13 protein-coding genes are annotated in these 12,830 nt (G+C 65.3%); 1 reads left to right on the top strand and 12 read right to left on the bottom strand.

Going from position 1 to position 12,830, the window contains the following annotated elements:
- Positions 1 to 27 precede the first annotated feature (27 nt).
- The 10 genes from ispG to trmJ all read right to left on the bottom strand — a co-directional run bounded on the left by ispG (position 28) and on the right by trmJ (position 8,795).
- Positions 28 to 1,143, bottom strand: coding sequence for a flavodoxin-dependent (E)-4-hydroxy-3-methylbut-2-enyl-diphosphate synthase (gene ispG / locus HOP59_RS19945; RefSeq protein ID WP_010626640.1), 1,116 nt, complete (start codon positions 1,141 to 1,143; stop codon positions 28 to 30).
- 1 nt (position 1,144) lies between these two features.
- Positions 1,145 to 2,125 (bottom strand): RodZ domain-containing protein, encoded by a 981-nt coding sequence (locus HOP59_RS19940; RefSeq protein ID WP_234255307.1) that lies wholly within the window; start codon positions 2,123 to 2,125, stop codon positions 1,145 to 1,147.
- Positions 2,126 to 2,157: 32 nt separating this feature from the next.
- Positions 2,158 to 2,883, bottom strand: a complete 726-nt coding sequence (gene pilW, locus HOP59_RS19935) for a type IV pilus biogenesis/stability protein PilW (RefSeq protein WP_234255305.1) — start codon at positions 2,881 to 2,883, stop codon at positions 2,158 to 2,160.
- 133 nt (positions 2,884 to 3,016) lie between these two features.
- Positions 3,017 to 4,141 carry a dual-specificity RNA methyltransferase RlmN gene (gene rlmN, locus HOP59_RS19930; protein WP_234255303.1) on the bottom strand — a complete coding sequence of 375 codons (1,125 nt, stop codon included), beginning with the start codon at positions 4,139 to 4,141 and terminating at the stop codon, positions 3,017 to 3,019.
- 73 nt (positions 4,142 to 4,214) lie between these two features.
- Positions 4,215 to 4,640: a nucleoside-diphosphate kinase gene (gene ndk, locus HOP59_RS19925; RefSeq protein WP_010626645.1), complete on the bottom strand. Its 426-nt coding sequence runs from the start codon at positions 4,638 to 4,640 to the stop codon at positions 4,215 to 4,217.
- Between the two features lie 211 nt (positions 4,641 to 4,851).
- On the bottom strand, positions 4,852 to 5,178 hold the full coding sequence (locus HOP59_RS19920) for a HesB/IscA family protein (protein ID WP_010626646.1): 327 nt from the start codon (positions 5,176 to 5,178) through the stop codon (positions 4,852 to 4,854).
- Between the two features lie 35 nt (positions 5,179 to 5,213).
- Positions 5,214 to 6,362, bottom strand: a complete 1,149-nt coding sequence (locus HOP59_RS19915; RefSeq protein ID WP_234255301.1) for an aminotransferase class V-fold PLP-dependent enzyme — start codon at positions 6,360 to 6,362, stop codon at positions 5,214 to 5,216.
- Between the two features lie 41 nt (positions 6,363 to 6,403).
- A complete protein-coding gene (locus tag HOP59_RS19910; protein ID WP_010626648.1) occupies positions 6,404 to 6,874 on the bottom strand; it encodes a Fe-S cluster assembly transcription factor in 471 nt (156 codons plus the stop codon).
- A 122-nt stretch (positions 6,875 to 6,996) separates the two neighbouring features.
- On the bottom strand, positions 6,997 to 7,863 hold the full coding sequence (gene cysE, locus HOP59_RS19905; protein ID WP_234255300.1) for a serine O-acetyltransferase: 867 nt from the start codon (positions 7,861 to 7,863) through the stop codon (positions 6,997 to 6,999).
- 116 nt (positions 7,864 to 7,979) lie between these two features.
- Positions 7,980 to 8,795 carry a tRNA (cytosine(32)/uridine(32)-2'-O)-methyltransferase TrmJ gene (trmJ, locus tag HOP59_RS19900; protein ID WP_234255297.1) on the bottom strand — a complete coding sequence of 272 codons (816 nt, stop codon included), beginning with the start codon at positions 8,793 to 8,795 and terminating at the stop codon, positions 7,980 to 7,982.
- A 191-nt stretch (positions 8,796 to 8,986) separates the two neighbouring features.
- Here trmJ and HOP59_RS19895 point away from each other — a divergent pair, with 191 nt between their 5' ends.
- A complete protein-coding gene (locus HOP59_RS19895; protein WP_234255295.1) occupies positions 8,987 to 9,781 on the top strand; it encodes an inositol monophosphatase family protein in 795 nt (264 codons plus the stop codon).
- 120 nt (positions 9,782 to 9,901) lie between these two features.
- On the opposite strand, the gene secF is transcribed toward HOP59_RS19895, so the two are convergent.
- The gene (secF, locus tag HOP59_RS19890; protein WP_234255293.1) at positions 9,902 to 10,828 is read right to left on the bottom strand and encodes a protein translocase subunit SecF; all 927 of its coding nucleotides are present in this window, start codon (positions 10,826 to 10,828) and stop codon (positions 9,902 to 9,904) included.
- Between the two features lie 22 nt (positions 10,829 to 10,850).
- Positions 10,851 to 12,701 (bottom strand): protein translocase subunit SecD, encoded by a 1,851-nt coding sequence (secD, locus tag HOP59_RS19885; RefSeq protein ID WP_234255291.1) that lies wholly within the window; start codon positions 12,699 to 12,701, stop codon positions 10,851 to 10,853.
- Between the last annotated feature and the right edge of the window lie 129 nt (positions 12,702 to 12,830).

Here is a 12,830-nt window from a genome sequence, read left to right as displayed (position 1 = left end):
GATGGCTCCTTGATGGTCAACGGCGGATCAGGCCCCGCGGGCGATCAGATCCTTTTCGGCCTGTTCCTTCTCGCGCACCTTCTCGCGAATCAGGCGCTCCAGGTCGTCGACCAGATGGTCGTTGGTCAGTTTGGTGGCGGGCTTGCCGTCGATGTAGATCAGGTTGTTGGGAGTGCCGCCGGTCAGGCCGATATCACTCTCCTTGGCTTCGCCGGGGCCGTTCACCACACAGCCGATCACCGAGACGTCGAGCGGTGTCATGATATCTTCCAGGCGCTCTTCGAGGGCGTTCATGGTGCCGATGACGTCGAAATTCTGGCGCGAGCAGCTGGGGCAGGCGATGAAGTTGATGCCCTTGCTGCGCAGGCGCAGGCTCTTGAGCATGTCGTAGCCGACCTTGATTTCTTCCACCGGGTCGGCGGCCAGGGAGACGCGGATGGTATCGCCGATGCCGTCCATCAACAGCATACCGAGGCCGATCGACGACTTGACGGTACCCGAGCGCAGGCCGCCGGCCTCGGTGATGCCCAGGTGCAGCGGCTGTTCGATCAGCTTGGCCAGTTGGCGATAGGCGGCCACGGCCATGAACACATCACTGGCCTTGACGCTGACCTTGTACTCCTGGAAGTCGAGGCGGTCGAGGTGGTCGATGTGGCGCATGGCCGACTCCACCAGCGCCTCCGGCGTGGGCTCGCCGTACTTGCGCTGCAGCTCTTTCTCCAGCGAGCCGGCATTGACGCCGATGCGAATCGGGATGCCGTTGTCGCGGGCGGCGGAAACCACGGCGCGCACGCGGTCTTCCTTGCCGATGTTGCCGGGGTTGATGCGCAGGCAGTCGACGCCGAGTTCGGCCACGCGCAGGGCGATCTTGTAGTCGAAGTGGATGTCCGCCACCAGCGGTACGTTGACCTGCTGCTTGATGCGGCCGAAGGCTTCGGCTGAATCCATGCACGGCACCGAGACGCGTACGATATCGGCGCCGGCGTCCTCGAGGCGCTGAATCTGGGCCACGGTGGCGGCCACGTCCAGGGTGTCGGTGTTGGTCATGCTCTGCACCGAGATGGGGGCGTCGCCCCCGACCGGTACTTTGCCGACGTGGATCTGGCGCGACTTGCGACGCACGATGGGCGATGGGGAATGCATGTCACTCTCCCAGGGTGAAGCGGGCGACGTTGTTGGCCCCGGCGCGCGCGCGCAGGTCGACGCGCTCGCCGGCCCAGCTCAGTTCGACACCGGTGGCGTTGCCGATGGTCAGGCGAAACGGTGGCTCTCCTTCGACGGTCGCTGTGGTGCCGGGTTCCTGAAGACCGACGAAAACGCGGCTATTGGTGGCGTCGAAGATCTCGGTCCAGGACTGCTCGTTGAAGGTGAGCTGCAGTACGGTGCGGTCGGCGGGCGCCGCCACGTCGGTCGTTTCCAGCTCCTCCTCGGCGACGATGTCCTGGGCCGCGGCTTCCTCGACGATGGCCTCTTCCTCGGGAGTGGTCGCGGTACCGGTCTGGGCCAGCAGGGCCTGGGCACCGCTGGGGTCGACTTCGCCGAGGAGGGGCTGTGTGTCCTCTTCGCCGATCGGGTCGACGCCTTCGAGAGGCACCGGCGGCAGCGCCTCTTCGACCTCAGGGCGCGGCTCCTCCTCGATGGTGGTGGTGCCGTCGAGGGTCTCGACCGATACCGGTTCGCCATCGTCGACGGCGGGCGGCTGGTTGCCGTCACGGCTCTGCCACCACACCAGGGTCAGGCCGATCAGGCCGGCAATCACCAACAGGGTGACGAGCTTGAACAGCCACACGCCGATGCGCGACGGCGGCTTGGTGACCTGTACCGGGGTGACCCGCTGTTCGCTTTCCTGGGAGCCGAAGCGCTCCGTATAGGCCTGCAGCACGGGGCGGTCGTCGATGCCCAGCAGGCGGGCATAGGCGCGCAGGTAGCCGCGGCGATAGGCAGCCACCGGCACCTGCTCGTAGTTGTCCTCTTCCATACCGATGACCACGGCAGGGCGCAGGTTGAGCGCCGTGGCGACCTCTTCCCGCGACAGACCTTGCGTTTCACGCTCTCGGCGCAGCATCTCCCCGGGAGAGGCCTGGGACCCGAGGCCGACGGCATCGATATCTTGGTTATCGCTCATGGCTGAGCATCCTTCAGTCTTGGAATCGTTGATCAATGTGCGTCACGCTGGTTGTCAGAGCCGGGGGTGACGGTCATGTCCGGTGCGCTGGCGGCGATCTGCCGGGCCAGCGCCTGGGCATCCGGCGTCATGCCGGCAAGCCCCACGAATATCTCCAGCTGTTGTCTGGCGCGGTCGGGGTTGCCCTGTTCCAGCTCCAGCTCAGCCAGGGTGAAGTAACTCCAGGGATTGCGCGGTTCGAGACTGCGGGCGCGTTCCAGGCTGTGGCGTGCCTGGTCGATCTCGCCCAACTCCCACTGACACTGGCCGAGGTTGGTGAACAGCTGGGCTCGGTTGGCATAGCGGGTATCCCGGGAAGCCGCCTCGAGCTGCTCGCAGGCGCGCCTCACCTGACCCTGTTCGTAAAGAAAGACGGCATAGTTGTTGCGTGCACGGCTGTTGTCCGGTGCCGCGGCGATGGCCCGCTGAAACGTTTTGTCAGCCTGCTCCCGCTCGCCCTGGCGCTGATAGACGATGGCCATGGCTTGCAGCGCCTCGGGGTCGTTGGGCGAGCGTTCCAACGCACGGTTGAGCGCGGACATGGCACGCGGCAGGTTGTCGCGCTCCAGATAGGCCATGCCCAGTTGCGTGAATGCCTCGGTCGGATTCGCTTCGGTTTGCTGCTCGGGTTGGCTGGCACAGCCGGAAAGCCACAACGAGACGACCGCCATGGCTACCAGCGGGGGGCATCGGCTTGGCAGGTTGGGGAAGCGCGTCATGGCATCCTCATGGTCGGGCCTGTCGGGCTGTGGGTGTTTCGCTTGCCTGGCACCCGAGCGGCGCTGGCCAGGGACGAAAAAAGCCTGTTCATCAAAGCGCCGTGACGAGTTGAAGTCAAGGCGGCTTCCCGCATCAGTCGGCGTCGATCTGAATCGAGCGGATGTAGCGCTCATGACGCCGGGTGCGGTCCTTGACGCGACCCACCAGCTGACCGCAGGCGGCATCGATGTCGTCGCCGCGGGTGGTGCGGATCGGCGCCGTGTAGCCAAGCTCATAGAGCCACTGCTGGAAGCGCATCACCTGGTTGCGCGACGGTTTCTCGTAGCCCGAATGGGGAAACGGGTTGAACGGAATCAGGTTGATCTTGCACGGCAGCTCGCGCAGCAGTTCGGCCAACTGCTGGGCATGCTCCTGCTGGTCGTTGACGTCCTTGATCACGGTGTACTCGATGGTGATCATGCGGGTGTCGTCGCACTTGGCCAGGTAGCGCTGGCAGGCGTCGAGCAGGGTGCGGATGTTGTACTTGCGGTTGAGCGGCACCAACTCGCTGCGCAGCTCGTCGGTGGCGGCGTGCAGCGAGATGGCCAGGCTCACGTCGAGTTCGTCGCCGAGCCTGTCGAGCATCGGCACCACGCCCGAGGTCGAGAGGGTGACACGACGCTTGGAGAGTCCGTAGCCGTTGTCGTCGAGCATCAGCTTCATGGCCGGCACGACGTTGTCGTAGTTCATCAGCGGCTCGCCCATGCCCATCATCACCACGTTGGTGACTGGGCGATTGGCGGTATCTTTGCGCGGCCCCACGCTGCGCTGGGCGACCCACACCTGACCGATGATCTCGGCGGCGGTGAGGTTGCGCTGGAAGCCCTGCTTGCCGGTGGAGCAGAAACTGCAATCGAGCGAGCAGCCCACCTGGGACGATACGCACAGGGTGCGGCGCTTGCCGTTGTCGGCCGGGATCAGCACCGTTTCCACGTAGCTGCCGTCCTCCACCTCCAGCACCCACTTGCGGGTTCCATCGCTGGAAGTACCTTCATAGACCACGCCGGGGCCGCGAATCTCGGCCACCTCGGCGAGCCGCTGACGCAGCGCCTTGGACAGATTGGTCATGGCCTCGAAGTCGTCGCAGCCGTCGTGATGAATCCACTTCATCACCTGGGCGGCACGGAACTTCTTCTCGCCGATGGAGAGGAAGAAGGCTTCCATTTCCTCGCGAGTCAGGCCGAGCAGATTGGTACGTTGGGCGGTGGTGGCGGTCATGGCATCACGTAGATCGGGGCAGGGCGAGAGCGGGGGCGTGAGCGCCCCCGCGAAAAGTGCCTGGCCTGGTGGCTTAGCGGGGGCAGATCTCGTCGGCGCTGAAGAAGTAGGCCACTTCACGCTCGGCGGAGGCCGGCGAGTCGGAGCCGTGTACGGCATTGGCGTCGATGGTCTCGGCGAAGTCGGCGCGGATGGTGCCCGGGGCGGCTTCCTTGGGGTTGGTGGCGCCCATCAGCTCGCGGTTCTTGGCGATGGCATCTTCACCTTCCAGTACCTGCACCACCACCGGACCGGAGGTCATGAAGCCCACCAGATCCTTGAAGAAGGGGCGCTCCTTGTGCTCGGCGTAGAAGCCGCCGGCCTTCTCTTCGGACAGGTGCAGCATCTTGGCGGCAACGACCTTGAGACCGGCCTTCTCGAAGCGAGAGATGATGTCGCCGATGGCATTCTTGGCGACGGCGTCGGGCTTGATGATGGACAGGGTACGTTCGGTTGCCATGGTGGCCTCTTCGTTGCTGAGTGATGGAGTTGAAGATCCAATGGTGCGGCGCCACGCCGTACCCGCCCACCGGGGTGGTGTCGGTACGGCGCGGCGCCAATAGAGATCCAATGCGTTCGGTGTCGCCCGGTCATCGCCCAGGCGGCGCCATCGATGGGCGCAGAGTATACCGCTGCCGGCAGGCGTTGAACAATCGTCGACCCACTATGGGTCAGACGGTGAAGCTCTCACCGCACCCACACTGATCCTTCACGTTCGGGTTGTTGAAGCGGAAGAAGCGGTTGAGTCCCTCCGAGACGTAGTCGACCTCGCTGCCGTCGAGCATCGGCAATGCCTCAGGGGTGACGAAGACGGTCACGCCATGCTCCTCGAACACCGCATCGTCATTGGCCGCCTCGTCGGCGAAGTCGAGTACGTAGCTGTAGCCGGAGCAGCCGCTGGGCTTGACCGAGACCCGCAGGCCCAGGCCGTGCCCACGCTCCGCCAGAGCCCGCTGGATCTGTTCGGCGGCGGAGGAGGTAATCGAAAGGTGCGCCATGTTGGTACTCCTGCAGCAAAGTGGCTGAGCGACGATCAGCGTCTCAGGCCCGGAAGGGCGTGACGCAAGGCCTCGAGCGCAGCTTCGATATCGGCCTCGTCGGTGAAACGGCCGAAACTGAAACGCAGCGAGGCCAGTGCCAGCGCGCGCGGCACGCCGATGCCCTTCAATACATAGGATGGCTCGACGCTGGCGGAGTTGCATGCCGAACCGGTCGACAGCGCAATGCTGCGCAGGGCCATCAGCAGCGACTCGCCGTCCACGCCCTCGAATGCCAGGTTGAGAATGTTGGGCACCGCCACGTCGATGGCGGTGTTGCAATGAATTCCGTCCAGCTCGGACAGCCCCGCAAGCAGTCGGTTCCGCAGCGCCAGGATGCGCTCCTGGTCGGCCTCGCCTTCGGCGGCGGCCAGTTGAAAGGCTTCGCCCATGCCGACGATCTGATGGGTGGCCAGGGTGCCGGAGCGCATGCCGCGCTCGTGGCCGCCGCCATGGATCAGCGGCTCGATGCGGAGGTCGGGGCTGCGTCGCACGTAGAGCGCACCGATGCCCTTGGGGCCGTAGGCCTTGTGGCCGGAGAGGGACATCAGGTCGATGCCCAGCCGGCCGACGTCGAGGTCGATGCGGCCCACGCCCTGAGCGGCATCGACATGAAACGCCGCGCCACCGGCATGGGCGACCTCGGCCAGCGCGGCCAGGTCATGAATGCAGCCCAGCTCGTTGTTGACCGCCATCAGCGAGACCAGCACGGTGTCGGGGCGCATGGCCTCGCGCAGCTGCTCGGGCTGGATGCGGCCATCGCTGCCCGGCGTCAGCCAGGTGACCTCGAAGCCCTCCCGTTCCAGCGCCGCGGCGGTGTCCACCACCGCCTTGTGTTCGACGATCGATGTCACCAGATGACGGCCGCGTTCGCGATTGGCGCGCATGAAGCCGATCAGCGCCAGGTTGTCGGCCTCGGTGGCGCCGCTGGTCCAGACGATCTCGCGCGGGTCGGCGGCGATCAGGTCGGCGACCTGACGGCGGGCGTTCTCTACCGCCTGTTCCGCCTGCCAGCCCAGCATATGGTTGCGCGAAGCGGGGTTGGCGAAGATGCCGTCCAGGGTCAGATGGCGCTGCATGACCTCGGCGACGCGGGGGTCGACCGGGGTGGTGGCGGCATAGTCGAGATAGACGAGTGCGCTCATTGTCTGGCGGAATTCTCCAGTCTGTTCCTCTGCCCGGGCGATCAGGGCGAGGAGGTCAGGATGGTGTTGGCGTCGTGACGGGCGTTCTGGCGAGCCGCGATGCGGCGCACGTCACCATGCTCGACCAGTTGACCGAGGGTGATGCCGTCGAGAAAGCCGCGGATCTGGCCGGAGAGTTCGCACCATAGATGGTGGGTCAGGCAGGTGTCGCCCTGCTGGCAGTCCGATAGCCCCTGGCAGCGCGTGGCGTCGACCGACTCGTCGACGGCGTCGATGACCCGTGCCACCGAGATCTCTGCGGCAGGAACCGCCAGCAGGTAGCCGCCGCCGGGGCCGCGCACGCTGTTGACCAGCCCGGCACGCCGCAGGCGCGCGAAGAGCTGCTCCAGATAGGGCAGGGAGATCTCCTGGCGGCGTGCGATATCGGCCAGCGAGATGGCGCCCTTGTCTGCGTTCAGGGCCAGGTCGAGCATGGCAGTGACGGCGTAGCGTCCCTTGGTGGTCAAACGCATGGTAGGCTCTTCAGACGCATCGGATAGCGTACCTCGGCCCTTCGGTCGGGCGGGGCGAAACGGCCCGCCGCCAGCGGCGAGCAAGGATGAAACGCCATTATGGTAAAGCCCGACTGCCAAGGTCAACCATTGCTGCGAGGGGGCTCGCCGTTGCCTTGATCTCCATCATGCTCGGTTCTGGAGCCGGCGGTGGGCCCGCAGCAGGCGTCGACATCGGAAAGGATGTCGGCGAAGTCCTCGTCGCGCAGCTCCGGCAGCTTGCCCTCGCGGTAGCTGGCGTCGAGCTTGCGCAGCGTGCTGCACATGCGCTCGATGCGTTCGTCCACGGCGTGCATGTGGTCGAGCATGGCCTGGATCGAGCGCGCCACCGGATCGGGCATGTCTTCGCTCACGCCGTAGGCATCGAAGCCGAACTTGCGACGTATCGCTTCGCGGCGCTCCGGGTCGACCTCCAGTTCCTCGGCGGCATCCGGATCGGCACGCTTGACGATCTTGCCGGGGATGCCCACTACCGTGGCACCGGCCGGCACCTCCTTGGTCACCACTGCGTTGGAGCCGATCTTGGCACCGGCGCCGACAGTGAAGGGGCCGAGGATCTTGGCGCCGGCACCGACGATGACGCCGTCTTCGAGGGTCGGATGGCGCTTGCCTTTGTGCCAGCTGGTGCCACCCAGGGTGACGCCCTGGTAGAGCGTGACATCGTCGCCGACCTCGGCGGTCTCGCCGATCACCACCCCCATGCCGTGGTCGATGAAGAAACGTCGGCCGATCTTCGCCCCGGGGTGGATCTCGATGCCGGTAAGCCAGCGCGAGAAGGTCGACAGGGTGCGGGCCAGCCACTTCAGGTGCTTTCGCCACAGCCAATGGGCCAGACGATGCAGCAGCAGCGCATGCAATCCCGGATAGTTGGTGAGCACTTCCAGGAAGTTGCGGGCCGCCGGATCGCGGTCAAATACGCTATTGATGTCCTCGCGCAGTCGTTGAAACATGCAGCGGTCCTTGGTGGCGGTGAAGCGGCCTGGCGGCGGGAATCGGTAACAGACTCATCATATGGGGGCGCGCCGGGCAGCGTTCAAGGATTTTTGGTGGCGGTGCAGGCGCTAGGCTACGCTGTGCCGTCGCCGCCTTTCTCATCCGGGGGTGACACGGCCCCCTCGTCGGCTCCCGGGTGCCCGGCGGCGCACTTCTCGGTGGCCGTGAGCATGCCACGCAGGATGTTCAGCTCCATCCGCTCGGGACGTGCACGCAGGGTGAAGCGTCTCAGCCGGGCCATCAGTTGGCGTGGCAGCGCCGGATCGTGGAAGCCGATGGCGATCAGGGTGCGTTCCAGGTGAGCGAAGTAGTGCTCCAGCTCCTGGTGGCTGGCCAGCGGCTGCTGCGGCTCCTCATCCTGGTCGTTCTCTCTGCTTCCCCCACCGTTGCCGGCTTCGAGCCAGGCCAGACGGCACTCGTAGGCCAGCACCTGCACGGCGGCAGCCAGGTTGAGCGAGCTGAAGTCCGGGTTGGTGGGGATGTGCACGTGGGCATGGCAGCGCTGCAGCTCGGCGTTGGAGAGCCCGCTGTCCTCGCGGCCGAAGACCAGTGCCACCCGCGATTCAGGGCCGGCGAGTTCGGCCGGCAGCCGTTCTCCCAGCGCGCGCGGCGTGATCATCGGCCAGGGCAGGGTGCGTGAGCGGGCGCTGGCTCCCACCGCCAGGGTGCAGTCGGCGACGGCTTCCTCGAGGGTTTCGACGACCCGGGCGGCATGCACGATATGGTCGGCTCCCGAGGCGCGAGAGATGCTCTCGCTAGTCAGCGGCTCGCAGCGCGGTGAGACTAGGGCCAGGTCGCCAAGCCCCATGTTGTGCATGGCGCGGGCGGTGGCGCCGATATTGCCGGGATGACTGGTGCCGATCAGCACGATACGAATGCGCTCTAGCATGCGGGACTGCCTTTGCCGTACGAGAGAAACTGCGAACCGCCGAGTCTACCACGCCTGCCGGCAGCAATGGCGCATGCCGGGCGATTCTGCTAGGATGCGCGCCACGCGTTCGACCGAGCTCCCCGTTCGACCCGGGATCTACGTTCGAACTAGCCTGTTCTTTAACATCACCGACGCTCCAAGGCCCGATCATGCATCCGATGGTCCAATTCGCCCTGCGCGCCACGCGCAGTGCCGCCGAACAGTTCTTGCGCATTCGTGAGCGCATCGAGAACGCTCACGAAGAACACAATCTCGAGCGCCTGCTCGAGGACACTGCCCGCAACGCCGAGACGCTGATCGTTCGTCAGCTCAACCGCGGCTATCCCCAGCACGGGGTCAGCGGTCGTTTCACCCCTCACCGCGCCGGCGAAGGCGAAGGGCGGGACATCGAATGGCGCATCGAGCCCTTCCATGGCTACTCAAGCCTGGGCGTGGCCGGCAGCGGTTTTGCCCTGTCGGTGGTGTGCCTGGTGAAGGGTCGCCCGGAGCATGCGGTGGTGATCTGCCCCTATAGCGACGACGAATACCTGACCAGCCGTGGTCGCGGTTCTCAGCACAACGGCAAGCGTATTCGTGTGCCCAAGTCCAGTGCGATACTCGGCACTCGGATCGCCATGAGTCTGCCCGAGAGCGATCATCGCTCGCGTCATCTTCCCGCTTACCTGACCCTGGTTCAGCAGCTCGGCCCGCAGGTCGAGACACAGCTTGCCACCGGCAGTGGCCTGCTCGATATGGCCGAGCTGGCCGCCGGCCGCGTCGACGCCGCTTTCGTGCTGGGGCTGGAGGAGCAGGATCGCCTGGTCGGCAGCCTGCTGTTAAAGGAAGCCGGTGCGCTGATGGGCACCCCGGATGGCCAGCCGAGTGTCGAAGCCAAGGGCCAACTGATGGCTGCCGGCCCGCGCCTGTTCAAGGCCCTGGTACAGCAGCTCAAGCCGCATTTCTGAGCGGCGACACAGCCCGAAACGAAACCGCCCCCGCAGCACTGCTGCGGGGGCGGTTTGCGTTGCAAAGCCAAAAAGGAAAGGCGCCCTAGATACCGAGCGCAGCACGCTATGGTGTCTTTCCTAGGGCAGCTGTTCCTCTTCTTCGTGCTCCTCCTTCTTTGGCGGAATCAGGTCCTTGCGCTCCAGCTTCACGGCGAGCAGCAGGGCGGCCGCCACGTAGATGGAGGAGAAGGTACCCACGACCACACCGAGGATCAGCGCGATGGAGAAGTAGTGGATCATGTCTCCACCCAGCAGCAGCAGCGCCATCAGCACCAGCAAGGTGGTACCAGACGTCGCCAGCGTGCGTGACAGGGTGAGGTTGATCGCTTCGTTGAAGATCGCCGGCATGTCGTCGATGCGCGAGGTGCGTATCGTCTCGCGAATACGGTCGTAGACGACGATGGTGTCGTTGAGCGAGTAGCCGATCACCGCCAGCAGGGCTGCCATCACCGTGAGGTCGAAGTCGAACTGGAACAGCGAGAAGATGCCGACCACGATGATGACGTCGTGGAACAGGGCCAGCACGGCGCCGATGGCGAACTTGTACTGGAAGCGGAAGGCCACGTAGACCATGACCACGGCCATGGCCAATAGCAGCCCCAGGCCGCTCTGGTCGCGAAGTTGCTCGCCCACCTGAGCGCCGACGAACTCGGCGCGCACCAGTTCGACGGTATCGCCATCGGCGCGCAGCAGTTCGATCACGCGGTTGCCGACTTCCGCATCGAAGGCCTGCTGCAGGCGGATCAGTATCTCGGTGGAGGCACCGAAGGTCTGCACCGAAACATCGCGGAACTCGGCGGCTTCCAAGGCTTGGCGCACGGCGTCCAGCGAGGGTGCCACCGCGTAGCGCACCTCTATCAGCGTGCCGCCGGTGAAGTCCAGCCCCAGATTGAGCTGCTGGAGCAGCAGCGAGACGATCGACGCCAGGATCAGCAAACCGGAGATCGCAAAGGCGATCCGGCGCTTGCCCATGAAGTCGAACTGTCGATTGACGAGGGTTTTCATAACCACCTCAAGTTGGTGAGCCTTAGATCCAGAGCTTCTTGACCGGTTTGCCGCCGTAGATGAGGTTCACCATCGCACGGGTCACCAGCAGGGCGGTGAACAGCGAGGTGAGGATCCCCAGCGACAGGGTCACGGCGAAGCCCTTGACCGGGCCGGTGCCGATCGAGAACAGGATGACCGCCACCAGCAGGGTGGTGATGTTGGCGTCGACGATCGAGCTGAAGGCGCGTTCGTAACCGGCATGAATGGCCTGCTGTATCGACAGTCCGTTGCGCAGCTCTTCGCGTATTCGCTCGAATATCAGTACGTTGGCGTCTACCGCCATGCCCAGCGTCAGCACGATACCGGCGATACCCGGCAGCGTCAGGGTGGCGCCGAGCAGGGACATGGCTGCGATCAGCAGGGTCAGGTTCAACGCCAGTGCCACGTTGGCGAAGACGCCGAACACCTTGTAGCGGATCAGCATGAACAGCACGACCAGTACCAGGCCGATCTGCACCGACATCACCCCGCGGGCAATGTTCTCCGCCCCCAGGCTCGGACCGATGGTGCGTTCCTGGACGAAGTAGATCGGTGCCGCCAGCGAGCCGGAGCGCAGCAGCAGGGCCAGCTCGCCTGCCTCGGTGGGCGAGTCGAGCCCGGTGATGCGGAAGCTGTTGCCCAGCGCGCTCTGGATGGTGGCCAGGCTGATCAGGCCGCGCTCGGTATAGGGCTCGCGCACGGTGACCTCTTCGCCATCCTCCATCACCACCCGGTCACGCGTCTTGTGCTCGATGAACAGCACCGCCATGTTGCGCCCGATGTTGGTGCGGGTGGCGCGGTTCATCAGCGTGCCGCCGGTGCCGTCCAGGTTGATGTTGACCTGGGGGCGACCGTTCTCGTCGAAGCTGCGCTGGGCGCTGGAAACGCTGTCGCCGGTGATGATCACGTCACGCATCAGGTCGGCGGTGCGGTTCGGGTTGTTGCGAAAGGCGAAGCTTTCGGTCTCGGCGTCCGGTGTGTCCGGGCGCGCCTCGAGGCGGAACTCCAAGTTGGCGGTGGCGCCCACCACGCGCTTGGCGGCCACGGTGTCCTGCACGCCGGGCAGCTCGACCACGATCCGGTCCGGCCCTTGGCGCTGCACCAGCGGTTCCGCCACGCCCAGCTCGTCCACCCGGTTACGCAGGGTGGTGAGGTTCTGGTTGATGGCGTAGTCCTGGATCTCGTTCACCGCCTGGTCGGTCAGCGTCATTACCAGCAGCGAAGCGCGGCCGTCCTGCTCGCTGGCGAAGTCGAAATCGCGAAACTCGCGACTGATCAGCCGGCGTGCCGTGTCGCGGTCTTCGTCGTTGGTGAAGGTGATCGTCAGTGTGCGGTCGTCGATGTCGGTGCCGCGGTAGCGGATGCGTTCGCTACGCAACTGCTCGCGCATGGCGCTGGCATTGACCTCGAGGCGCTGGGTCACGGCAGCGTCCATGTCGACCTCGAGCAGGAAGTGCACGCCGCCACGCAGGTCGAGCCCCAGGGTCATGGGCGAAGCGGCAAGGTTCTGCAGCCAGCCCGGGGTGGATTCGGCCAGGTTCAGCGCCACCACGAAGTCGTCGCCGAGCTGATCGGTCAACAGGTCGCGCGTGCGCAGCTGGTGGTCGGCATCGTCGAGGCGGACCAGCACGCTGGTGTCGTCGCGCTCCACGGCCTTGATGCCGATGCCGGCATCGCGAAGCGTCTGCTGGATGCGCTCGAGCTGCGCTTCATCCAGGGTGGTGTCGCCCTGAACGCTGCTGATCTGCACGGCCGGATCTTCGGGGTACAGATTGGGCAGCGAGTAGACGACGCCGCCAATGAGCACGATGAGTATCAGCAGATACTTCCACAAGGGATAACGGTTGAGCATGGGAGCCCTGCCTAGGTTGCGTAAAGAAGGCTACGGGACGGCAGCGCGGCCGCATGTTCGCTTCCGATCGAGAAGGGAACACCCGGCCGCCAGGCGACCCCCGCCGTTACCCGGCTCGGGCAGAGCCAA

This window comes from Billgrantia aerodenitrificans (assembly GCF_021404405.1).
GTDB lineage: Bacteria > Pseudomonadota > Gammaproteobacteria > Pseudomonadales > Halomonadaceae > Halomonas > Halomonas aerodenitrificans.
The sequence above is the reverse complement of the archived record's forward strand: the minus strand, read 5'-3'. Positions and strand labels throughout refer to the sequence as shown.

Bases quoted from the DNA above. Each gene is read 5' to 3' on its own strand.
- secF (WP_234255293.1), bottom strand. From the start codon at position 10,828: ATGAAAACCCTCGTCAATCGACAGTTCGACTTCATGGGCAAGCGCCGG.
- HOP59_RS19910 (WP_010626648.1), bottom strand. From the start codon at position 6,874: ATGCGTTTGACCACCAAGGGACGCTACGCCGTCACTGCCATGCTCGAC.
- ndk (WP_010626645.1), bottom strand. From the start codon at position 4,640: ATGGCAACCGAACGTACCCTGTCCATCATCAAGCCCGACGCCGTCGCC.
- pilW (WP_234255305.1), bottom strand. From the start codon at position 2,883: ATGACGCGCTTCCCCAACCTGCCAAGCCGATGCCCCCCGCTGGTAGCC.
- ispG (WP_010626640.1), bottom strand. From the start codon at position 1,143: ATGCATTCCCCATCGCCCATCGTGCGTCGCAAGTCGCGCCAGATCCAC.
- rlmN (WP_234255303.1), bottom strand. From the start codon at position 4,141: ATGACCGCCACCACCGCCCAACGTACCAATCTGCTCGGCCTGACTCGC.
- cysE (WP_234255300.1), bottom strand. From the start codon at position 7,863: ATGTTTCAACGACTGCGCGAGGACATCAATAGCGTATTTGACCGCGAT.
- trmJ (WP_234255297.1), bottom strand. From the start codon at position 8,795: ATGCTAGAGCGCATTCGTATCGTGCTGATCGGCACCAGTCATCCCGGC.
- HOP59_RS19895 (WP_234255295.1), top strand. From the start codon at position 8,987: ATGCATCCGATGGTCCAATTCGCCCTGCGCGCCACGCGCAGTGCCGCC.
- HOP59_RS19920 (WP_010626646.1), bottom strand. From the start codon at position 5,178: ATGGCGCACCTTTCGATTACCTCCTCCGCCGCCGAACAGATCCAGCGG.
- HOP59_RS19915 (WP_234255301.1), bottom strand. From the start codon at position 6,362: ATGAGCGCACTCGTCTATCTCGACTATGCCGCCACCACCCCGGTCGAC.
- secD (WP_234255291.1), bottom strand. From the start codon at position 12,701: ATGCTCAACCGTTATCCCTTGTGGAAGTATCTGCTGATACTCATCGTG.
- HOP59_RS19940 (WP_234255307.1), bottom strand. From the start codon at position 2,125: ATGAGCGATAACCAAGATATCGATGCCGTCGGCCTCGGGTCCCAGGCC.